Origin of the sequence: Epilithonimonas tenax DSM 16811 (assembly GCF_000428485.1) — a bacterium.
GTDB lineage: Bacteria > Bacteroidota > Bacteroidia > Flavobacteriales > Weeksellaceae > Epilithonimonas > Epilithonimonas tenax.
On record NZ_AUAA01000003.1, the window covers coordinates 86,149 to 109,835 of the forward strand.

Here is a 23,687-nt window from a genome sequence, read left to right on the forward strand (position 1 = left end):
GACAGTTATCAGTATTTGGGCGTGCCCCTCGCCAACACCAATGGCCACCGCTCGGGTCGGGCTATCCGTTACAATCTTTTTTGTGGAAGACGTTTCTCCAATCGATTGAAACTTTTCCCATCCACAAAAAAGGATTTCCACTACTATCCCTCACGCATGACGATTCTTCGTTAATACCATTTTTCTTTATTATATTTACAACTCTAAAATCTTAAAAATGAAGAAAGTTTTCTTATCTGTTGTTCTGATGACAGCAGTTTTCTCACAAAACACATTTGCTCAAGAAATTACACTCGATAAAATCTACTCTGGCTATTACCGCGGCAAAGGAATCGCAGGTATTGCATCCCTAAATGATGGCGAAAACTACGCGACCATAGAGAAAGACGGCATCGCAAAATACAATTACAAAACATCTCAGAAATCCGGAAATATCGTAGACGGGAAATTTGAATCGTATATATTCTCTTCCGATGAATCAAAAATTTTGCTGCAAAAAGAAAGTCAGGACATTTACAGACATTCGTTTTTGGGGAAATTTGATGTGAAGGATTTGAAATCAAATAAAGTAACGCCACTTAACAACGGCAACTGGATCCAGGAACCAAAATTTTCTCCGGACGGGAGCAAAGTCGCTTTCATAGTTGACAATAATTTGTTTTATCAGGATTTGACTGCAGGGAAAATCACGCAAATTACAAACGACGGAAAGAAAAATTCTATTATCAACGGACTTGGCGATTGGGTTTATGAGGAAGAATTTGGTCATGCAGACTATTACCAATGGAACAAAGCGGGCGACGCCATCGTTTTCGTAAAATTCGATGAGTCAAAAGTTCCGGAAATTTACATCCCTATCTACGGACAATCCCTTTACCCAACGGAAATGCGATACAAATATCCGAAAGCCGGCGAAACCAACTCGACGGTTTCTGCGCAGCTTTATCAATTAGTTTCAGGTAAAACCACGCCGCTGAATATCACAGGTGTTGAGAACCACTACATTCCTCAAATCTGGCAGACCAATGATGCAAATGAAATCGTCATCGCCACCAGCAACAGACACCACAGCCAGGTTGATCTCATCAAAGTAGATACAAAATCCGGAAATCTAACCAAATTATTCTCGGAAAAAGATAATGCGTGGATAGAAACCGACAATCTGACTTTGGAATTTTTGGATGACAACTCTTTCCTTTGGGCTTCCGAACGTGATGGTTACAGACAATTGTATTGGTACGACAAATCTGGCAAACTGAAAAAACAAGTCGCAAAAGGCAATTGGGAAATCACGGATTATTACGGTTACAACCCGAAAACCAAAGACGCTTACATCCAGACCACAGAAAAAGGAAGTCTTAATAAAGTAGTTTCCAAACTGAATATCAACTCAGGAAAGACCACTTTGATTTCTTACCCTGAAGGAAATAACTCGGCAAGTTTCAGCAAGACTTTTAATTATTTTATTAATACAAATTCTACCGCAGCTTCTCCTCATAAATATGTATTGAAAGATGCAGACGGCAAAGAGATCAAAGAACTTCAGAATAATAACGAATTACTTTCCAAACTTCAGAAAGACAGCTTTGTCACCAAAGAATTCATCACAATCCCAAATTCTGTGGGTGATCAACTGAACGCATGGATCATCAAACCAAAAAACTTTGACCCGAATAAAAAATACCCTTTATTTATGTTCCAATATTCTGGTCCGGGTTCTCAGCAGGTTTCCAATTCCTGGGATGGCGGCAACGCAATCTGGTTTGAGATGCTGGCGCAGAAAGGTTACGTCGTAGCTTGTGTGGACGGAAGAGGAACAGGTTTCAAAGGTTCAAAATTCAAAAAAGTGATTTACAAACAATTGGGCAAATACGAAATCGAAGACCAAATCACCGCAGCTCAATGGCTGGGAAATCAATCCTATATTGACAAATCCAGAATCGGAATTTTCGGATGGAGTTTTGGCGGTTATATGAGTGCTTTGGCGATGACAAAAGGTGCGGATGTTTTCAAATTGGGAATCGCTGTGGCACCGGTCACCAACTGGCGATATTATGACAGTGTTTACACAGAAAAATTCCTGCAAACACCACAGGAAAACCCAGAAGGTTATGACCAGAACTCACCAACAACTTTTGCAAAACTGTTGAAAGGCAAATTCCTACTGATCCACGGAACTGCTGATGACAACGTACATTTCCAGAACTCGATGGAATTTTCAGAAGCATTAATCCAAAACAAAAAACAATTTGATTTTATGGCTTATCCAGACAAGAATCATGGCATTTTTGGAGGACAAACCAGACCTCAGCTTTATGAGAAAATGACGCATTTTATTTTGGAGAATCTTTAATATCAATTCGGTTAAAATGATGAAATCCTTTCAAATTCATTTTGGAAGGATTTTTTTTACAGGATTAAGAGTTTACTTAAAAATGATGCAAAAATAAAATTTTCAAAACAATTTTCTTTTCCCCAAACCTAAAGGGCGGAAAAACACCTTGGGAATTTTGGCAAAATCACGCCGTTTTAGTGCCTGAGAAATAATTTTGATGACATTAACACAGGGTCTAAGATTCATTTTAAAATCCTATTTTTACAATTCAAGAAAATAAAAACTACAACTTCGAATCTCCAATTAAAATGAAAAAAATCACTATTCTCTTTCTCGTACTGACTTATACCTTGCTGACGTCACAAACAAAAGCCCTCACAGAAGATGGAAGAGAGGTCATCCTTTTGGAAAATAAAACCTGGCGGTTTGTGAATGAAACTGATGAAAGAACATTGGACGTTATAGAAACTAACGAAGCTCCTTTCTCCAAAACCAACACGTCCAGTTTTCTTCTGAGAAGCAAAAAGGTAGATGCCGGAATCTATCTTGATCCTAAAAAATGGAAAACCATTAAAATGGCTGTATTGCCGACAGCAGAATACACGTTTCAAAGCTTGATCAATCCTAATATAATGACTTTGGGATGCCTGATGTCGGAAAATGCGCCAGTACAAACTTTGAAAAACCTTCGGGATCTTATGTTGGCTTCTATCCAGTCAAGAGCAGATTATTTCAAACTGAACAAATCTGAATACCGTACCGTGAACGGCATGAAAGTTTTATTTATCGATTACTCCTTAAACACGTCAGGAATGGATTTTCATTATATCGGAAATTACTATTTGACAGAAGATGGCTATTGCAATTTGGTAGCGTTTACCTACGAAAAGGAATTCGAAAAAAGCAAATCGGAAATGCTGAATTTCATTAATGGTTTGGTAAAAACAGAAAAATCAAAAGTAGTTGAAACGATAGAGTACACATCGCCACCTCCACCGGTGGAAGCAAAGAAAAAATAACAGACCAACCTTTTAAACTACTTAAAAGGTTTTTTTTTATTCATTTTAAAATTATATTTTTACGAGCAAAGAAAATAAAAGTTGTGAAATCGCCTATAGCGGTGGCATACGACTTACCCGAAAAATAAATATCTACGTATGAAAAAGCATCCTAAAGGTCTACCCTATCTATTTTTCACAGAAATGTGGGAACGTTTTGGTTATTATTTGATTTTGGGAATTTTTGTCCTTTATGTTATAGAACCAAACGGCGACAAAGGCGGTCTTGGATTGCCGGACAAGATGGCGGATGATGTTTTCGGAACATATATAGCGCTGACTTATTTGACACCTTTCCTTGGTGGTTTTCTTGCAGAACGTCTTTTAGGTTATATCAAATCTATCTATCTCGGCGGGATATTGATGGCTGCCGGTTATATTGGATTGGGATTATTCAAAGAGCTGCCCTTGTTCTACGGCTCTTTGGGATTGATCATCATCGGGAACGGCTTTTTCAAACCGACGATTTCCACGATTTTAGGAAATCTCTACTCAGAAGAACCTTACAAAAAAAACAAAGATACTGGATATAACATCTTCTATATGGGAATCAATATTGGGGCGTTCATCTGCAACATTATTGCCGCCTATATGAGAAACCGATTTGGCTGGGGCGAAGCTTTCATGGCTGCCGGAATCGGGATGTTGATTGGCTTGGTGATATTCAGTTTTGGACTGAAACATATCCGTCACGCTTGCGAAATGAAAGCAGCAAAAGAAGGCGACAGTAAGATTTCTGACGTTCTCTTAAAAGTATTTTTGCCAGCGTTGATCGTGGGTGCAATTGGCTGGATTCTTCCTGGCAATATATTCGGAAGTGACAGTACAGATGCATTTATCTTTGCCTGCGTGCCGGTGATTTATTTTTACGTTTCACTTTACTTCAAAGCGCATCAGGATGAGAAAAGGTCTATTGGCGCATTGCTGATGATATTTTTGGTTTGTATGTTTTTCTGGGCGATTTTCAAACAGAACGGAACAGCCTTGACACGTTGGGCCAATTATTATACCGACAGAAGTATTCCTGAGAAACTGGTAGAACCAATGCGTGGCATCTATATGCTGGATGGGAAAGACGGAACGACCGGAAAATCATTTGAAGATAAGGAAGTGGCGGTTTACGATGACCAATTCCGTTCTCAGAAAAATGAATCTGGTGAAACGATGAAAGTATCCGGAAAAGATGTCTATTTTAAAAACATCGATCCTGAAGAACGCGCTCAGTTGGCTACAGATCCCAAGCAGGAAGTCTACTTATTCAATACTGAACTTTTCCAATCTGTGAATCCGTTTTGGGTCATTGTGCTCACACCTGTCATCGTGGCATTCTGGGCATTATTCCGAAAACGTGGCAAAGAGCCTACGACGCCAACGAAAATTATGATAGGACTTTTCATCACCGCTTTGTCTTGTCTTGTGATGGTAGGTGCTGTGTTTGCCGGGCAAAACGGCGCCGTTAAAGTATCACCGCTCTGGTTGGTTGCCAGTTATGGCGTTGTGACGATTGGAGAACTTTGCCTTTCGCCGATGGGATTATCTGTGGTTTCAAAATTGTCACCAACAAGATTAACTGCGTTGATGATGGGTGGGTTTTTCCTCGCCAACTCTGTTGGGAACAAGCTTTCCGGAATCCTTGCCAGCACTTGGTACAACTATGAAAATAAAGAATATTACTTCCTTGTGAACTTCGCCCTGCTGATCTTCGCTTTTGTTTTAGGAATTTTTATGTTGAAGTTTTTGAATAAAGTGATGAAGGAGAATGGTGTGGATTAATTTATTCCATTAAATGAAAGAGAGAATAATTCTTGTTTTTGGCATTTTACTTTTTATAATTGTATTATATAATTATTCAAACTTTGACAATAAAGGACTTGCCTACATCTCTGTATTTGTGTGCTTTGCAACAATCTGTTTTTCGATTGCAAAAATAGTCAGTGCAAAAGAAGACAAAGAAAATTATTACTCAGTTGAAAAAGAAATTGATAGATTAGAAAATATTGATGGCATCTTCCAATACAAAAAAGATGGCTTTTACATTAATCGAAAAGAAAATGCCGAATTTATAAAATGGAGTGATATTTTGGAAGTCAATGCTTTTACTATTCCCGTTTTACATAGAACAAAGCATAATGGACTAGAAATCATTACAGAAGCAAAGAACTACGAATTCAATAGTCAGCAAACAGAAGGTTTTGAAAAATTAGGGAATCAACTGTTTGAAAATTTGCCCGATTGGAAACTTGATTCCCCGGCCATTAAGATAAATAATTTTGGACTCAAGAAAACTAATCTAAAAGGAATTGATTTAGTTTTTACTTTGATATTTTCTGAAAAGCCCATCTCGCCGTTCCATCTGCAATGTAGATGATACCGCATTTTTGGTAACCTAGTTTTTCCAGCACTTTTTGCATCGGGATATTGCTTTCATGGGTATCGATTCTGATGTTTGGGAATTGCGAAAAACACCACTCAAAGCAGAATTGTGCAACGCCTCGCGCTTTTCCGCTGGATGCCAATCTGTGGATGACACCGTATTTTTCATCATTCAACCAAGTTCCGTTTTCAATCACTTTATAAGTAGGATCGTCGCCGATGATGAAATCAAATGCCGCAACGATCTCATCATTTTCAAGTATCAAAAAATTAACACCCTTCTCTATACTTTGTAAAATCAAGGCTTTGGAAGGATAACCATTGGTCCATTGGGTGCTGTTTCCACTGTCTCGCATCAGCTGTCTGGCTGTGTCTATACAGTTCATTATTTGATTGATATCTTCCGGATTTGATTTTCTGACGTCCATAATTTTGAGCTAATAGGGTACAATTGTGTTAATCGTCTGCAATTTACCTTTCCCGTTTATGAAAAAAAACTATATTTGTTACCTTTAAGAAAATTTAACAATTAAAATATGGATACAGCGGTACAAGCTAAACAAAAGCACCCGAAAGGTCTTTGGGTTTTATTCGGCACGGAAATGTGGGAGCGTTTTAATTTTTACGGAATGAGAGCATTACTGACGCTCTTTATGGTAAATTCTCTCCTCATTAAAGAGGCAGATGCGGCAATTATTTACGGTGGGTTTTTAGCTTTGTGTTATTTGACGCCACTTTTGGGCGGTTTCATCGCTGATAAATATATTGGAAACAGAAATGCAATTTTGGCAGGTGGAAGTTTGATGGCGATTGGACAATTGTTGCTATTCTTCAGCGCCTCCACATTTTCTACAAACCTAGGCGGTGCAAAAGGACTGATGTGGTTTGCACTTTTCGTCATCATCTTCGGGAACGGATTCTTCAAACCGAATATTTCTTCTATGGTGGGAAGTCTCTATCCAAAACAGGAAAAATCTAAACTTGATTCTGCTTTTACGATTTTCTATATGGGAATCAACATCGGAGCGTTCTTGGGACAATTCATCTGTCCTTATTTGGGAGATGTGAAAGATGCTAGCGGCGTGAGAGATATTTTCGCATTCAAATGGGGTTTCTTAGCCGCTTCTATCGCTATGATGGTAGGAACGGTGACTTTCTTTATCCTTAAAAACAAATATGTTGTAACGCCGGAAGGCCGACCAATTGGTGGTTTACCAAAAAACAACACGAGCGAGGATTTTGAAGAAGGCGAAACACAAACTGCAAAATTCTCTGGACAGAATATGGGAATCGCAGCCTTGTTATTTGTTGCCCTTTTCTTCGTCTTCCGATATATTTTGGTCAGCGAATTTGGTTTTAGCTCTGTGGGAATGGGACAGTTGATCAAAGGATTAATTTATCCATTCATCTACGCGGCCGGGATTTCATTGGCATTCCTGATTATGAGTTCTGCAGAGAATAAAATAGAGAGACAAAGGATTTGGGTAATCTATATCGTCTCATTCTTTATCATCTTCTTCTGGGCAGCTTTTGAGCAGGCAGGATCATCATTGACATTCATTGCGGATAACCAAACCGACAGAAATATATTTGGCTGGAATATGCCACCATCTATGGTTCAGATTTTCAATGGGTTATTCGTGGTTGCTTTGGCTTTACCATTCAGTTTGCTTTGGGACAAATTGAGAGCACAAGGCAAAGAGCCAGTTTCACCAATGAAACAAGCGATTGGTTTGGCATTGATTGCTTTATCTTATTTCATCATCGCTTACAACGTCAAAGATCTTGGAAACACAGGACTGTTGGCTATCAAATGGCTGATGTTGTTGTATCTGATCCAGACAATGGGTGAACTTTGTTTATCACCTATTGGATTATCTCTGGTTGGAAAATTGGCTCCGAAAAGATTTGCCTCTTTATTATATGGAGTGTTCTTCATTTCTAATGCTGCAGGTTATGCATTGGCTGGTTCACTGGGAGCAATTATTCCTGCAACAGGAGACAAATTTGTAAAAGCTGAAAAACTAGGTGTTAATCTTCAGGACGTTTTGGACAAAAAAGTAACCTTGACACCTCAGCAAGTGGCTTTATTCGAAAAAGAGCAACTGCCAATCGCCAACACCACTTTCGCTGGTGTTGAGATCCACAACCTGTTCGAATTCTTTATGGTATTCGTCGTACTTTGTGGTATTGCAGCAGTAATACTAGCGATCTTATCTCCAAGATTAAAGAAAATGATGCACGGATTGAGTTAAAATCCGAAGAACATAAAAATTTAAAACCACCGAATATTCGGTGGTTTTTTGTTAAATTCGTATCATAAAAATATAAAATGAACCTTAGCCTCGAACAAATACAGAATTTTAAAGGAAAATACCCAAAACAGATTTGGTCACTCTTTTTCTCAGAAATGTGGGAACGATTCTGCTTCTACGGAATGCGCGGAATGCTGGTTTTCTTTATGATTTCTCAATTAAAATTCGGGGACGAACAAGCTAATTTACAGTACGGCGCCACGCAGGCATTCGTTTATGCTTTTACTTTTGTGGGAGGCTTGTTTGCGGATAAAATTCTGGGATTTAGAAAATCTCTTTTTTGGGGCGGTATTTTGATGATTGTTGGCAGTTTGATTCTAGCCACAAATCCACACGACTATTTCTTCCTCGGCATTGCATTCACCGTTGTGGGCACAGGATTTTTCAAACCCAACATTTCCACGATGGTTGGGAAATTATACAAAGCTAATGACACAAGAACAGATGCAGGATTCTCTTTGTTTTACGCAGGAATCAATCTGGGTGCACTACTTGGCGGTTATCTTTGTATTGCAATCGGAAAGGGCGAAATGATGTCCAGCTTAATTCCAGAAGGTAAAAGATGGAATGTGGCTTTCGGCTTGGCAGCAATCGTAATGGTCATCAGCTTGATCAATTTCATTTTCACCCAGAGAAGCCTGGGTCCAATTGGACTTCCTCCTCAAAAAGTAAACGCAGACGGAACATTCTCGCCTTTCGCAAAATGGAATGAATACAGTGTTTATATTCTATCATTAATCTTCGTGCCACTGATTATGACCATGGTTTCCGTACCGCAATACACAGATTACTTTATGTGGACTGTAGGACCATTAACGTTGATTTATCTGTTCTACGAAATGTCAAAAGTAACCGCAACCGAGCGAAAAAAACTTTGGGCAGCATTAATTTTTATTATGTTTTCAATTGTATTCTGGGGAATCTATGAACAATCCGGAGGATCTCTGAGCATTTTTGCAGCAAATAATCTTAACAAAGATTTGTTAGGTTTAGATCCCAATGGTGTCAACAATTCCGGAGGTGCATTTTTTATTTTGCTGATCGCCGTTCCAATCGGATTAGTATGGATATGGCTGAATAAAATGAAATTAGAACCCAACACGATTATCAAATTTGGATTAGGCTTCATCTTCCTCGGATTGGGCTATTATGTCATTTTCGCCACAAAATTTTTCGCCAATCTCCAAGGGATCACTTCTCTTAATATTTTTACAGTGGCGCTTTTTGTGATTACTTTGGGAGAAATGTGCCTGTCGCCAATCGGATTATCGATCATGACAAAACTCTCCACCGAAAAACTTCAGGGAATGATGATGGGAATGTGGTTTCTTGCATCGGCGTACGGGCAGTACGTAGCAGGACAAATTGGCGCAGGACTTGCAAAAGTGAAAACCGGAGCCACCAATTATGATGCCCTTATCACTTACACCGATGGATACAAACAATTGGGATTATATGCAGTTATTGCAGGAGTTGTCCTAATTTTGATATCTCCATTAGTGAAAAAATTAATGCAAGGTGTGCGATAATGATTTAACTAAAATCCTTTTCAACAATCAAAACACAAATGAAAAAAATCTTAATTTTAACAGTCCTCTTTCTGATTCCACTTTCGGGATTTGCACAAGTCCTTTGGATGACACTTCCGCAAGCCATAGAAGCACAGAAGAAAGAGCCCAAAAAGATCCTGATCGATTTCTATGCCAACTGGTGCGCACCGTGCAAGGAAATGGAAAAGTACACCTACAACCATCCGGAAATAGCCAAGATCATCAATGAAAGCTTCTACGCTGTGAAGTTTGAAAGCGACGGAAACGAATCTATCAGCTACGCAGGGCACAGCTTTACAAATCCTGACTTCAAAACCAAAAAAAACAAAAACACACTCCATCAGTTTACGAAATATATGAACATCAATATGATCCCGACGATGGTGTTCCTGGACGAAAGCAGCAATCCCATAACAAGCCTCTCCGGCTTTTTGAAAGCCAAAGAAGTCGAACCTTATTTCACAATGATTGCTTCCGATGAGTACAAAACAATCAAATCCCGACAGGAATGGGAAGGTTATCAGAAGAAGTTTAGGTCCAGGATCAAAGAGTAATCTATTTTGGGCAGCTGTTTCCGCCCTCCGTTCCCGCTTTTTTATTTTTGCAAAAAAAATAAAAAGAGCTCCACTCAGGTCGGGCTGCGACACATTCTATGTACAAAAACACTTTCTTAATTAGATAAAAAACCCGAAATTCGTCGGAACAAATTTTCCTTTCTTGACATTAGAAACTTCCATAGAATTTCTCAAAGGCATCGGCACCGAACGCGCAAAACTCATCAGAAACGTGTTGGGAATAGCGACTGTGGAAGATTTGCTCACGTTTTACCCCATCCGGTACATCGATAAAAGTAAAATCCACAAAATTGGGAATATCGCCAAAGATTCTGAAGCAGACATCCAACTGAAGGGAAAGATTACGGACATCCAAGAAGTGGTTTACAACAAAGGGAAACGATTGTCTGCGAAATTCCGTGATGAGACTGGAACGATGGATCTCGTCTGGTTCCGATATACAAACTGGATGAAAGATGCAATTCCTTTGAATCAGGAGATTTTTATTTTCGGAAAGGTCAATTTCTTCAACGGAAACTTCTCGATGCCACATCCGGAAATTGAAGTTGATGAAAAAAAAGCCCTGTCCGGAACACTTCTACCCGTTTATCCAGGAAGCGAAAAACTGACGAAGCGAGGAATCACGAATAAATTATTTCAAACCGTTATTTTCAACCTGCTGAAAGATTTACCCAATTTGATTCAGGAAAATCTGCCGGATTATTTGATCAAATCGATGACGTTGATTGGACGGCTCAACTCTTATTATTTCATCCATTTTCCTAAAGATTTAAAACAATTTGATGAAGCCAACAGAAGATTAAAGTTTGAAGAAGCTTTCTTTTTCCAGCTCGGATATGGCTTGAAGAAACTTCATCAGAAAACAAAATCCTTCGGAAATCCTTTTCCAATCGTCGGAGAATATTTCACCAATTTCTATGAAAATAATCTCCCGTTTGAACTCACAAATGCGCAAAAACGGGTTCTGAAAGAAATCAGAATCGATATGAAACGGTCGACCCAAATGAACCGATTGCTTCAAGGTGATGTGGGTTCCGGAAAAACGATGGTTGCCTTATTAACAATGTTAATTGCGATGGACAACGGTTTCCAGTCTTGTTTGATGGCGCCGACGGAAATCTTGGCGCAACAGCATTTTAATTCCATCCAAGAATTACTTCAAAATACGAATATCCACGTTCGACTTCTGACAGGGTCGTCCAAAACTTCGGAAAGAAAAATCATTCATGAAGAACTGGAAAACGGACAACTTTCTATCTTGATTGGAACACACGCATTGTTGGAAGACAAAGTGAAATTCCAGAATCTTGGTTTGGCAATCATAGATGAACAGCACAGATTTGGAGTCGCACAGCGGGCAAAACTTTGGGCAAAGAATAACATTCCGCCCCATATTTTGGTAATGACCGCAACGCCCATTCCTCGGACTTTGGCGATGAGTTTCTACTCAGATTTGGATGTTTCTGTGATTGATGAAATGCCAGTCGGAAGAAAAGCAATCATTACCGCGCACAGACGGGAAAAAGACCGACTTTCGGTGTACAATTTCTGCAGAGAAGAGATAGAGAGAGGGCGACAAATCTACTTCGTTTATCCGCTCATCGAAGAATCCGAAACTTTGGATTACAAAAATCTGATGGAAGGCCTAGAAAGCGTAATGAACTTCTTCAAAAGCTACAACGTGACGATGGTACACGGCAGAATGAAGCCTGCGGAAAAAGACGCCAATATGCAATATTTCGCTTCCGGACAGGCACAAATTATGGTTGCAACCACCGTGATAGAAGTTGGCGTGAATGTTCCAAACGCTTCTGTGATGGTGATAGAAAGTTCTGAGAGATTCGGATTGTCACAGCTTCATCAGTTGCGGGGCCGTGTTGGAAGAGGTGCGGAACAGAGCTATTGCATCCTGATGACTGGTGATAAAATGAGCAAGGAAAGCCGAACCAGAATCAAAACGATGGTGGCAACGACGGACGGTTTCAAAATCTCCGAGGTTGATATGGAATTGCGTGGACCTGGCGACATTCTTGGAACTCAGCAAAGTGGTGTTGTGGATTTCAAAAAACTGAGCCTGATAGAGGATTCAGCCATCATCAAAGCTTCAAAACTGGCTGTGGAAAAGATATTGGAACAAGATGCACTTCTGACGCATCCTGATAATCAGATGATGAAACAATATTACATCAAGCAATATAAAGGGAAAAATAAGTGGGCAAAGATCAGTTAGAGTATGAGAATACTGTCCGGTTAAAAAAGACTCATTCAAAAACAAAAGCCATGAGATAATCATCCATCACATAACCATTTCCCACTTCTAATATTTTTTCCTGATAAATTTTGAAGCCTTGTGATTCGTAGAAATTTTTGGCGCTGTTATTTTTATTAACAGTCAGGATCAATCTTTTGTCGCCTGATTTCTCGGTTTCAGTTTTTATAAATTCCAAAGCTTTTTTGCCGAGTCCTTTTCCTTGTGCTTCTTTCAGGAAATAAATGCGGTGAAGTTTGGTTGTTTGCGGTTCGTTATGAAATTCGAAGCCGGCAAATCCTAGAAAAACATTCGCTTCTTCCACCAGATAATATTGATAATTCGGATTTTCGAAATGGCTTTTCAAGGTAGATTCAGAATACATCAGATCCAACATATAATCGATTTGCTCTTGCTGCAAAATATCAGCATAAGCGGATTTCCAGGATTTTTGTGCAAGTTCTTGAATGGTAGGAATATCTTTTTCTGTTGCTTTGATAATCATAAATAATGTTTGATAAGATGAAGTTTTAACACAAAGTCCGCCAAGATTCTTCATCCTGTATTGAAAATATTTTTAGTTTCGCAAAGGCATAAAACTCAGCAAAGACTTAACTGCTAATTTAAAAAATCTCTTTAATAATTTCCAATGATTTTGGTTCGCGGAAATCTGTAAAATGGTAATGAAAATAGACTAAGGCAGAATCCAGGAAATTTTGCTTTTCGGCTCTGCTGAGTTTTAGACTGTATGGATCTTGCGAGGTAATGAGATCTTTCCAAACATAAGAGATTTCTTTACTGAAAAAATGATGTACTTCTCTATCTTCGAAGTTTCCGGTTTCAGGATTCAAAAACGTTTTATCAGAAAACAAGGGCTGTAAACCCTGCTGTTTCAATAGCCTGAAAATAAATATCAAATGCGCCTGAAAATTATCAATTTGCAACTGACTGAGGAAAATTGAAATCTCGGAATAGATGCCAATATTTTGATTTTCATTTCTCAATACCTGATTGAGAAGATCGGAAATGAAAAATAAAATGGCGTTTTTCCTGATATCAGAACTGAAAAGATCTACATTCTTCTGTTCCATTTTCAGAACATTCTGAATGTTTTTTTTCCTATCGGAAGTGTAAAGCAGCAATTCGTTCAGTGGAAAAAGGAATGCTTTTTTCTTACTTTTTGCCGCATAGATTCCTTTGGCAAAAAAACTTTCGAATCCATTTTCTCTGCAAAAACAATGGAGCACGGCGTCGTGATCTCCATATTTTGTATAGGACAATAAGAAAACTTCCTGCGTCATCAAGAATGGATGTTAGAAATGATATTCTAGAAGTTAGATTAGAATTATTTTAATTTACTACCGCAATTTTTGCCGTTGCAGTATCGGTTCCGTCTTCGTTGGTCATCAGGACGTAATAGATTCCGGATGCTACTCTTGTGCCTCTTTGGTTGGCGAGATTCCATTCAAAATAGCCGCCGGTGGCAACGGCAGAATGGACAAGATTACCAGCAGCGTCTGTGATTCTGATATTAGATTTTGCGGCCAAACCTCGTATTCTAACATTGCCTTTGTATTGCGCATAGACTACAGGATTAGGATAAACCAGGACATTTCCAAAGTTGGAGGTCACATCTGTCACATCGCCTTGAAATGACATAATCCCATCTAAGGTGGCAAAGTAAACCTTTCCTGTTTTTTCATCAATCTGGATATCTGTCACATTATCATTGGGCAGGGGGGAATTAGATTTTGTGAAATGATAAATGGTTTTATCACCGTTAGAACTTAGATAAAAGACACCTCCGCCCTCTACGGAAACCCATTTTTGATTTCCTGAATCTACGGTAATTTGTAATATCAAGGCATCCCGAAACAATTCTTCTGCCAAGCCATTTTCTTCAATGACGATATTATCGGTTTGTGGACTATCTTCCAAGATTGCAGATTTGGGGTTTGACAAGATCCTAAGACCTTCCATATTTCCGATCCACAGATCATCATTTTTATCCACTGCAGCGCTCACACATCTTTCTGTTGGCAAATTATTGTTTTTGTTCAAAAATTTGAAGTTATCATCGGATGTTGTTTCTGGGGTATTGTTATAGTTATAAACCAGCATTCCACCGCTGCCAAAAGGTACCGGCACATACAGCACACCTTCTTTAGCAACTGGTTTTTGGTTACTTTGAGTGACGGGTATGTTATTTAAAATAAAATTATCGGACTGTCTGTTAAAATAATAATAACCGATTCCCGTAGGTGTATTTGTAACGGTACAAATGAGGTTGTTTTTTTCATCAAAAACGCAACCTACTGGCCTCAACAAATAGTCGTTCTGCGTGTTTGTCAGATAACTTTTGGATAGCTCATCATTAAGCATTCTATAGATCCCTTTGCTGCCTGAGTGGGCATAGTTTGTAAAGAAAACCTCGGAAGGATTAGAAGGATTGGGAATAACATCTAAAATATTAAAAATAAGGTCTGGATTCTGTAGAAAATAATTAGGATAAGTCCACTTGCTGCCATCGTAATGGTAATAGCCTATTCTGGATGGGATGGGAACCTGGTCATAAGAATCTCTTTTACCAGTAGATACCCAAATCTGACTATTTAAAACGGATAATTTGTAAGAGGTATTGCTGTAAGGACCATCAGGTTTTAAACTATTTTTCTGTTCATTATAGATGCCTGAGTTTATGGTACCAGTCAGAATTTCATTATTATATAATACTGCGGTATTAATATCCTCTCCTGCATTGAAGTTTTTCTGGAATGATCCATTTGTATTATAAACATAGACCTGAGTCTGATCCGTTACAATAATCTTACTCTCTGTAACCCGAACATCTCTAATATTAGAAAAGTTTGTTGGCAGTGTTGCAAAATTATTCCCGGCTCCATATCTTACCTGATTGTTGGTAGAAAAAGCAATGATATTGGAAGCATCTATTTTTTTAAAATCGCCGTTTATTATGGTGGACCAAGTTGTATAAACAGGAAATGTAGGATTGATCGTGTGCGATTTGATGCCTGCGTTTGTTGCGGCATATATTGTGTTATCCTTAAGAACGGCAGCATTTGCTGCCACATAACTACCTCCTGAGACAAAAAATGCTGTATCACCAAATTCTCTACGAGCTATATTAAAAATGGAAACACCATATCCTGCAGATACCACTGCACGATCTCCATTGATGGAGATATGGTTAATTTTCTTACTTCCATTATATCCTGTGGCCAATGGAATATCTACGACCAGAAAAACACCATTTGGCGTGATGACATCCATAGAACCGTTTTGATAACCTACAATACCCGTCTGTGTATCAGCATTGTAATCGAAAGCAGATATTTTGACATCGTGAAGGCCATTGGCTTTAGAAAGTTTCTTAATCTCACCCGTTGATGGATAATAATAAAAAATACCGTTCTCTGTAGCTGCAATCACTCTGTTGCCATCTTCCCGGATAGTGAGAACATTTTTGTAAGAAAACATATCACTCCATTTGCTGGTTGTCTGTGCGAACGACATTAGCCCTATGCAAAACGATATAAAAAATAAAATTTTCTTCATCCTAAACGATTATGTTTTCATCTATTAACTGATTATTCCAAGAAATATTTTTCACGTTTTTATTTTTATCAAAATAAAAATCCAGTCTACCTAATAAAATACCAGCCCAACCTACCTGATTTACAATCACGTTATTGCCGTTTTTATTTTTAAATTTGAGAGGTTCTTTCAGAAAGGTATGGGTATGTCCTCCCAGGATCAAATCTATACCGGATGTTTTTGCAGCCAGATGCTTGTCAGATATTTTATCTGGCTGATCTTGATAATCAAAACCGATATGGGAAAGACAAATTACCAGATCACATTTTTTTTCGTTCCTAAGAAAATCTGCATAATGCTGCGCCATTTCTATTGGATCCTGATAAATGGTTTCGGCATAATTCTTTTTGCCCACCAGTCCGTTTAATTCTATACCAACAGCAAAAATACCGACCTTGATCCCATCTTTGATAAAAATCTTGTAGGCTTCTGTCTTACCGTCCAAAATAGTGTTCTTAAAATCATAGTTGGAACAGATGAAGGGAAAATTCGCATTGGGCAAAACTTTCATAAAGCCCTGCAGACCATTATCGAAATCGTGATTTCCCATAGTGGAGGCGTCATACCTCATCATACTCATCAGCTTAAATTCTAGCTCACCTCCAAAGAAATTAAAATAAGGTGTTCCTTGGAAAATATCGCCAGAGTCCAAAAGCAATACATTTTTCTCTTCGCTTCTAATTTTTTGAATCAATGATGCTCTTCTGGCAAAGCCGCCTTGGTTTGGATTTTTGGTATATGAGGCATCGAAAGGCTCTATTCTGCTATGCTGATCATTGGTATGAAGGACGGTTAATTTGTAGCTCGACTCTTTAGTGATGTGCTCAAGCTGTTCTGCCAGCAAAAGATTGGGAGCCAATGCCAAAGCAAGACTTCCTCCACCTAGATACTTTAGAAATTCTTTTCTTTTCATTACTCCTGTACTTTTTTATTTTTAAAGATCAGCCTTACGTCATTCGGCACCGCTACTTCTGGTTTCTGTTTAAATTTTTCCAGAAAAAGATCACGCATTTTGATTCCTGTGGAAATCATTTCGCCTTTGCCAAAGAAAAACATTTGATCTCCGCCCAATGCCAAATAGTCAGATGTTGCGATGTAATAAGTTTTATTAGCATCTATTGTTTTCCCGTTGATTAATTTTTGCGAAAGTCTTCCGTTTTCGGTTTCAATCGTGAGATGAGAAACTGGATTGTTTTTTTGAGTTTTCAAATAGTAATCAAACAAGCCTTCTGCATCTTTTCCATTTATTTTGATGATCACAATCTCATTTTCAAAAGGCATCACTTCATAGATTTGCTTTGTAAGAATATTACCTTTTGCAATGGTTGTTCTAATACCTCCGATATTGATCACAGCAGCATCTATGGCGGGTATATTATTTTTTCTGGCCCAAACTTCAGCCCCTTCAAAGGTATAGTCTGCCAATAGATTGCCGAGATTACTGTTGTCGCCAGATTTTGTAAGTTCTACATTGGTATAGGAAAGAATGGTATTCATTTTACCTTCCAGCTCCCGCTTATAGGGCTGTATGACATCATCTATTGCCTTGTCTTGCTGTAACTGGTCTGTAATGTAAATGTTTTTTTCGGTATGGACGTTTGTAACATGGAGTGGTGTTCTACATCCCATCAACATCAATCCAATGATCCCGAATCCAAAAAGTTTATTTTTCATCAAAAGAAATATGAATACAAATCTAAGAATTTTACTGTTTTAAAACTAACTTATTAGCACTTAGATCAATCAATAGAAATTAATTTTTCCTGAGGTACAAAATGGTTTCATTCTCAGACAATCCGTAACGCTCATCCTTTTCAAAAATTTTCACAACCACATCAAAACCAGCCGCTTCCAAACGTTTTTGCAGCCCAACAACAGAGTATATTCTCACGTGGTCTTGCTGTCCAAAATGTTCTAATCTCTGAGCTACAGTTTTCATCTCGGCGTTTTCATAAATCTCGCCTTCTTTGAAAGGCGTTTGTACAAAAGCTTTCCCTCCTTTCTTCAAAACCCTGTGCAGCTCTTTCATGGCCACACTGTCTGCGTCGATATGTTCCAGGATGTGGTAACAGAATATGCAGTCAAAAACTTCGTCTCCCAAAGGGATCTTCGTAATATCATATTGATATTCTGAAATAAAATCTGTAGAAAGATCGGTCGGGAAATATTCTATATTTTTAGTTTTCTTCAGTTTTCTGTAAAGTGATCTGGAGGGCGAAAAATCCAACAGGCTTATTTGTTCTTTTTCGGGTAATTCTTTTTTAAACAAAGCAAACAATCTTCTGTCTCTGGGCATGCTTCCACAACTTGGACAGAGTTTTTCGCCGCGTTGGTTCAGAAGAAACCTGCGGAATTGTTGGTCGCAGATCATACACTGATGGCTTTTACCCCAATAAAAAATGTAGACTAATTTTCTGAACAGAAGTTCATTTTTGATCAAAAAATCTTTCGGGAATATTTTTTTTACCTTGTTGTACATGTTACAAAACTAATGATTTCTTTGTTTTTGCTAAAATTAGGTTAAGATTATTTGTTTTTTAGATATTATTAATGCTGAATCCTATATTTTTGTCCGACAAGATCAACTATGAAATCCGAATTACTGAAATCCAATTATTTTTTATACTCTTTGTTTTGTCTGGCCTCTTTATTTTTCGTTTTCAATCCTGCAAAATTCCCCGCTGATGATGGTTTTTTTTATCCTCAAATTGCCTACAATATAGTTCACGGCAAGGGTTCTTACTTCAATGATCTTTATCTTACAAACGGTTACCATCCACTTTGGATGCTTGTCTGTGTTTTGGCAGAATTCATCAATCCTTTTACAAAGCAAGACGTCGTCTTTATCATTTGGATTTGCCAAGTGGCGTTTGTGGTACTGAGTTTCAAAAAACTCGACCTTTTTTTCGCAGACAACATCGTTGGAAAAACAATGGGATTTTTCTGTATCAGTATTTTATTTTTCAGCCTCGGCACGCTGTATCTGATAGAAGCACATCTCAACATTTTTTGTATCTGCTTACTGATCTGGTTTTTAGCAAAACAGAAAACGAATGACTGGCTTTTCGGTCTTTTATTTTCGTTGGTCTTTCTTAGCAGATTGGACAATGTATTTCTTTTGGCATTTTTAGCACTTTATTACTTGATCCAGAGAAAATGGGATTATCGTGTTGTTCTCAAATCTGCCGTTGTTATTCTATGTATTTGTGGCGCTTATTTATTAAGTAATTTGTATTGGTTCGGTAGTGTGGTTCCCATCAGCGGACGTATCAAAAGTTCATTCCCGAACCTTCAACCAAGCATTTCCTTATCGGTTATTTCTCAGTTTTTCTTAGGTATTAATATGATTTGGATCGTTTTTTTAATCGTTATTAAAAACATACAATTCCGTTCTCTCAAATTGTTTTTTGCTTTTGGCTCATTATTTCAGATTCTTTACAACATTGGTTTCCAATCTCAGATTGGACAATGGTATTACGTTGCACAAACGATTGTTTTGATCTTACTCATAGGTGATCTGGTATTTTTGTTAATAAAACACAGAAATCCGGATTATTTCCTATATCCGGCTTTAGCGCTGGGCATCTTGTTATCTTGCGGCATTGGCTATTTCAAAATGAGCAGTAATTTTAGCCTTCAGTTCACTTTGATGGATGAGAATTCAAAAATATCAGGCAGAAGTCAAGATGAAGTGAAAGTGTTTGCGGAGCATATCAAAAATACATTACCACCGAACGCCAGAATATTCTCCTATGATTTCCCTGGAAAATTTGCCTTTTACTCGGATATGAATGTGATTCCCGCGGATGGTTTGGTTGCCAACAAATCATTTTTCGATGACATTGCCCTCCTCCCTTTTGATAAGTTTTTAGAGAAAAACAACATCAGATATATCAATTTGCCATCTGCATTTATCAGAAATGATGATTATAGTTTCATTGGTATTTTTGTCAAAGTCCGGAACGAAAAACCCACCTATTTCATCAAAAACGCTATGACAAAAAAAATTGAAGATACTCTGAATCTTGAAAATGATACCATCCTAAAGTCGTACAGCAATCCCATCAAAACCTGGCAGAAAGACTACGATTCTGTCAGCATTTACCAACACATCTATTGATCAATCAAAAATTCGGATTACAGACAGCAAAAATTCATTTAAAATAAATTAAATTTGGGAAAATTAAATTTCAAATAAAAATGGGTCAGTTAAAAGGCGTAGGTGTGGCTTTGGTAACACCTTTCAATGAAGATCTTTCTGTAGATTTTGATTCTCTTACCAAATTAATCGATTATAACATAGACAACGGGACCAGTTTTTTGGTTGTCTTGGGTACTACAGCCGAGGCTGCAACGCTTTCCAAGGAGGAAAAGGACAAGGTCATTGCCCATATCACAAAGATCAACAACAACAGACTGCCGTTGGTTTTGGGAATTGGCGGAAACAACACAGCGGAAGTTAAGCAACAGATTCTGGACACAGATCTTTCGGATTTCGAAGCGGTATTGTCTGTGTCTCCGTATTACAACAAGCCGAATCAGGAAGGATTATACCAACATTATAAAGCTTTGGCAGAGACTGGCGCAAAAATCATCATTTACAATGTTCCGGGAAGAACCGGCCAGAATGTAGAAGCTGCGACCACCTTGCGTCTGGCAAATGAATTCCCAAATCTTTTTATGGTGAAAGAAGCGGCACCCAATATCCTGCAGTACTTTGACATTCTGAGACAGAAACCAGATCACTTTTCCCTCATGTCTGGTGATGACGAATATACCTTACCCGTAACTTTGGCAGGTGGTGATGGCGTGATCTCCGTCATAGCACAAGCATATCCTAAAGAATTTTCTACAATGGTCAAGTTTGCCCTCAGCCGAGAAGTTGATGAAGCGTACAAGATCCACAACGCGCTGGTAGAAATCACTAGACTGATCTTTGCCGAAGGTAATCCTTGTGGCGTCAAGACCATTTTGGCAGAAAAGGGTATTATTAAAAACTACCTCAGACTTCCACTTGTAAAAGCTTCTGAAGGCTTACAGGAAAAAATAAGAGCAGAAATGCAAATACTCTCGTAAAAAAAACAAAAACGGCTCAGACTTTTCTGAACCGTTTTTATTTTTTCATACATTCAATTTGATCTTGTAAACATCGGATCCATTCCTGACGATGCCTTCCTCAAAAAAACCACCATTCTGGGGAATCAGTTCTATGAAATCAAACACTTGACAATCGTTTGGCAATCCTGCAAAAACCAAAGTAAACCAGTACTCCTGCCCACGAGGAACATCAGTCCATTTGGGAAACAAACTGATATTTTCAAAATGAATCAGCTTGGAAATATGTTCAGAGCGTCTATCGACCAGATAAGTAGATGACCAAATCCTGATCTTTTCTTCTAAAAAATCTTGCGATTTGTAGCAGCAATGCAGGATCACCTGCTTCTCCTCTATCATGTCAGAATGCAGTTGTTGAAGAATTTCTTCTGATATTTTTGGTTTTACGACTGTCTCGCTCATTCTATTTTTTTTGATAACAAATGTTGAACTCCTTTGCTCATTTTCCGGCTTTTACCTTCATCTTCAAAACCACAATCGAGGTACAGGTCATAAGCTCTTTTATTATTAAAATTAACCGCCAAGACCATTTCAGAACACTTCGGGAAATGATGCTTGATAAAATCAGAAAGCCCAGTCATTGCGGTTTTGCCTATGCCCTGCCCTTGATAATCAGGATTAATGGATAAAGACCTCACTAAAACCGAATTTTCATTCGGCGTAAAATCCAGTTTGTCTGATCCAAAATCCAACACAAAAAACCCAACGGCTTTGTCATGATAAACAATAGTGACTGGGAATTTGTCGCCCGTATCTTTTTCTTTGATCACTTCTAAAGTCGCCTCGGGCATCGCTGTAAATTGACTTTGCAACTCGTCCAAAGCGTAACGCGTAAGATCGCCGAAATCTTCGGTTTTATAAAAAGATAGAGTGACCATTAATATGCCAGTTCTAATTTTTCTTTAGAATAATTTCTGATCTCGGTGATCAATTCTGGATGTTCCGCAAGTTTTTTGCCATAGCTTGGAATCATTTCCACCAATTTATCTTTCCAATCTGTTTTCAGTTTATCTGCAAAACAGTTCTCCAGAACCATAATCATGGCAAACGCAGATGTACTCGCACCAGGAGAGGCACCAAGAAGTGAGGCGATATTTTTGTCTTTGTTCACCACGACTTCTGTCCCAAATTCCAATCTTCCACCTTCAAAACGGTCCCTTTTGATGATTTGAACTCTCTGTCCAGCTTGTTTCAGTTCCCAGTCTTTTTCCTGAGCATCTGTCACAAAGTCTCTCAGGTGAGACATTCTCTGAGATTTGCTCATCGTCACCTGCTGTATCAAATACCTTGTCAAAGGCATATTATGCCACCAAACACCGAATAACGAACGGATATTTTTAAAGTTTACACTTTCCGGAAGATCCAGATAACTGCCCTCTCTCAGAAACTTGGTAGAGAATCCTGCAAATGGACCAAACAGCAGGGCTTTTTGACCATCAATAATTCTAAGATCCAGATGAGGAACAGACATCGGCGGCGCACCAACTGTGGCCTGCGTGTACACTTTTGCATGGTGTTTTGCAACCAATTCCTGATTTGTAGAAACCAGCCACTGTCCACTAATCGGGAATCCACCGTAACCCTTGCTCTCCTCAATACCAGAACTGTCCAATAATGGTAATGCATAACCACCGGCTCCTATGAATACAAAATCCGCATTCACGGTCTGCTTATGAAGGTTTTTCCTGTCATTCACTTCAAGATTCCAACTTCCATGGCCGTCTGCTTCTATTTCCTTTACTTCGTGGTAAGTGAAAACTTCTACAGATTCGGTTTTATGAAGGTGTTCTATGAGTTTGACGGTCAATTTCCCAAAATCAACATCGGTTCCCAGATCCATTTTTGTGGCTGCTAATTGATCGCTGGCCATTCTTTTTTGCATCATCAACGGGATCCACTCTGTCAGTTTTTTATGATCATCGGAAAATTCCATACCCTCGAAAAGAGGCGACTGCAGCAACGCTTCGTGTCTCTTTTTAAGATAGGTTACATCTTTTCCCCCGAAAACGAAACTCATATGCGGACAGGAATTGATGAATTCTTTTGGATGATCAATAATTCCTTTGTTGATCAGATAAGACCAAAATTGTTTTGAAACCTCGAACTGTTCTGCAATATATTCTGCTTTTTTGATATCGATCTTCCCTTCTTTCTCTGGCGTATAATTGAGTTCACAAAAAGCAGAATGTCCTGTTCCTGCATTGTTCCACGCGGATGAACTTTCTTTGGCCACTTTTTCCAGTCTTTCGAAAATAACGATCTCTAGTTTTGGATCGAATTCATGAAGCATTGTAGCGAGCGTGGCGCTCATAATACCACCACCAATGAGTGCAACATCATATTTTGGTTTCGGATTCATTATATTAAATTTTTCGAGTACAAAAATACTGATAAAACTGTTTTTAGTTGCTTTTTCGTTTCATAAAAAAACTTACCATTTGTTAAGAAATATCAAATCGGTCTATAAAATCTTTTCTGAAATTTTAAATCATTAATTTTGCAC

20 protein-coding genes are annotated in these 23,687 nt (G+C 38.4%); 10 read left to right on the forward strand and 10 right to left on the reverse strand.

Annotated features, from left to right (window positions below; translation table 11 throughout):
• Positions 1–217 precede the first annotated feature (217 nt).
• The 4 genes from F564_RS0102280 to F564_RS18570 all read left to right on the forward strand — a co-directional run bounded on the left by F564_RS0102280 (position 218) and on the right by F564_RS18570 (position 5,761).
• Complete coding sequence (locus F564_RS0102280; protein WP_028121179.1) at positions 218–2,353, forward strand: S9 family peptidase; 2,136 nt, start codon at positions 218–220, stop codon at positions 2,351–2,353.
• Positions 2,354–2,643: 290 nt separating this feature from the next.
• Positions 2,644–3,354, forward strand: a complete 711-nt coding sequence (locus F564_RS0102285; RefSeq protein WP_028121180.1) for a hypothetical protein — start codon at positions 2,644–2,646, stop codon at positions 3,352–3,354.
• Positions 3,355–3,492: 138 nt separating this feature from the next.
• A complete protein-coding gene (locus tag F564_RS0102290) occupies positions 3,493–5,166 on the forward strand; it encodes a peptide MFS transporter (RefSeq protein ID WP_028121181.1) in 1,674 nt (557 codons plus the stop codon).
• Between the two features lie 13 nt (positions 5,167–5,179).
• Entirely contained in the window at positions 5,180–5,761 is a 582-nt protein-coding gene (locus F564_RS18570) for a hypothetical protein (RefSeq protein ID WP_076605642.1), read from the forward strand.
• Here the strand turns inward: F564_RS18570 and F564_RS0102300 are convergent.
• On the reverse strand, positions 5,706–6,194 hold the full coding sequence (locus F564_RS0102300) for a GNAT family N-acetyltransferase (protein WP_034980525.1): 489 nt from the start codon (positions 6,192–6,194) through the stop codon (positions 5,706–5,708). The genes F564_RS18570 and F564_RS0102300 overlap by 56 nt on opposite strands.
• Positions 6,195–6,302: 108 nt before the next feature.
• Here F564_RS0102300 and F564_RS0102305 point away from each other — a divergent pair, with 108 nt between their 5' ends.
• The 4 genes from F564_RS0102305 to recG all read left to right on the forward strand — a co-directional run bounded on the left by F564_RS0102305 (position 6,303) and on the right by recG (position 12,436).
• Entirely contained in the window at positions 6,303–8,021 is a 1,719-nt protein-coding gene (locus F564_RS0102305; protein ID WP_028121183.1) for a peptide MFS transporter, read from the forward strand.
• Between the two features lie 77 nt (positions 8,022–8,098).
• Positions 8,099–9,610 (forward strand): peptide MFS transporter, encoded by a 1,512-nt coding sequence (locus tag F564_RS0102310; RefSeq protein ID WP_028121184.1) that lies wholly within the window; start codon positions 8,099–8,101, stop codon positions 9,608–9,610.
• Positions 9,611–9,648: 38 nt separating this feature from the next.
• Positions 9,649–10,185 (forward strand): thioredoxin family protein, encoded by a 537-nt coding sequence (locus F564_RS0102315; protein WP_028121185.1) that lies wholly within the window; start codon positions 9,649–9,651, stop codon positions 10,183–10,185.
• Between the two features lie 163 nt (positions 10,186–10,348).
• On the forward strand, positions 10,349–12,436 hold the full coding sequence (recG, locus tag F564_RS0102320) for an ATP-dependent DNA helicase RecG (RefSeq protein WP_028121186.1): 2,088 nt from the start codon (positions 10,349–10,351) through the stop codon (positions 12,434–12,436).
• A 31-nt stretch (positions 12,437–12,467) separates the two neighbouring features.
• Here recG and F564_RS18575 read toward each other — a convergent pair whose 3' ends face one another.
• From F564_RS18575 to F564_RS0102350, 6 genes are all read right to left on the reverse strand, one after another.
• The gene (locus F564_RS18575; RefSeq protein WP_028121187.1) at positions 12,468–12,959 is read right to left on the reverse strand and encodes a GNAT family N-acetyltransferase; all 492 of its coding nucleotides are present in this window, start codon (positions 12,957–12,959) and stop codon (positions 12,468–12,470) included.
• A 118-nt stretch (positions 12,960–13,077) separates the two neighbouring features.
• On the reverse strand, positions 13,078–13,755 hold the full coding sequence (recO, locus tag F564_RS0102330; RefSeq protein WP_051259533.1) for a DNA repair protein RecO: 678 nt from the start codon (positions 13,753–13,755) through the stop codon (positions 13,078–13,080).
• 49 nt (positions 13,756–13,804) lie between these two features.
• Positions 13,805–16,030, reverse strand: coding sequence for a type IX secretion system anionic LPS delivery protein PorZ (gene porZ / locus F564_RS0102335; protein ID WP_028121189.1), 2,226 nt, complete (start codon positions 16,028–16,030; stop codon positions 13,805–13,807).
• Between the two features lies 1 nt (position 16,031).
• Positions 16,032–16,982, reverse strand: a complete 951-nt coding sequence (locus tag F564_RS0102340) for a bifunctional metallophosphatase/5'-nucleotidase (protein WP_028121190.1) — start codon at positions 16,980–16,982, stop codon at positions 16,032–16,034.
• Positions 16,982–17,743 carry a 5'-nucleotidase C-terminal domain-containing protein gene (locus tag F564_RS0102345; protein WP_028121191.1) on the reverse strand — a complete coding sequence of 254 codons (762 nt, stop codon included), beginning with the start codon at positions 17,741–17,743 and terminating at the stop codon, positions 16,982–16,984. The genes F564_RS0102340 and F564_RS0102345 overlap by 1 nt, the downstream gene beginning before the upstream one ends.
• A 79-nt stretch (positions 17,744–17,822) precedes the next feature.
• Positions 17,823–18,440: a class I SAM-dependent methyltransferase gene (locus F564_RS0102350; RefSeq protein ID WP_228373836.1), complete on the reverse strand. Its 618-nt coding sequence runs from the start codon at positions 18,438–18,440 to the stop codon at positions 17,823–17,825.
• A gap of 216 nt (positions 18,441–18,656) precedes the next feature.
• Between F564_RS0102350 and F564_RS0102355 the strand changes: the two genes are divergently transcribed.
• Positions 18,657–20,189 carry a hypothetical protein gene (locus tag F564_RS0102355; RefSeq protein WP_028121193.1) on the forward strand — a complete coding sequence of 511 codons (1,533 nt, stop codon included), beginning with the start codon at positions 18,657–18,659 and terminating at the stop codon, positions 20,187–20,189.
• Between the two features lie 80 nt (positions 20,190–20,269).
• On the forward strand, positions 20,270–21,145 hold the full coding sequence (dapA, locus tag F564_RS0102360; protein WP_028121194.1) for a 4-hydroxy-tetrahydrodipicolinate synthase: 876 nt from the start codon (positions 20,270–20,272) through the stop codon (positions 21,143–21,145).
• A 45-nt stretch (positions 21,146–21,190) separates the two neighbouring features.
• On the opposite strand, the gene F564_RS0102365 is transcribed toward dapA, so the two are convergent.
• The 3 genes from F564_RS0102365 to mqo are packed head-to-tail and all read right to left on the reverse strand — an operon-like array spanning position 21,191 to position 23,570.
• Complete coding sequence (locus tag F564_RS0102365) at positions 21,191–21,586, reverse strand: hypothetical protein (protein ID WP_028121195.1); 396 nt, start codon at positions 21,584–21,586, stop codon at positions 21,191–21,193.
• The gene (locus tag F564_RS0102370) at positions 21,583–22,062 is read right to left on the reverse strand and encodes a GNAT family N-acetyltransferase (RefSeq protein ID WP_028121196.1); all 480 of its coding nucleotides are present in this window, start codon (positions 22,060–22,062) and stop codon (positions 21,583–21,585) included. Before F564_RS0102370 ends, F564_RS0102365 begins: the two co-directional genes overlap by 4 nt.
• Positions 22,062–23,570 carry a malate dehydrogenase (quinone) gene (mqo, locus tag F564_RS0102375; protein ID WP_228373840.1) on the reverse strand — a complete coding sequence of 503 codons (1,509 nt, stop codon included), beginning with the start codon at positions 23,568–23,570 and terminating at the stop codon, positions 22,062–22,064. Before mqo ends, F564_RS0102370 begins: the two co-directional genes overlap by 1 nt.
• Positions 23,571–23,687 lie beyond the last annotated feature (117 nt).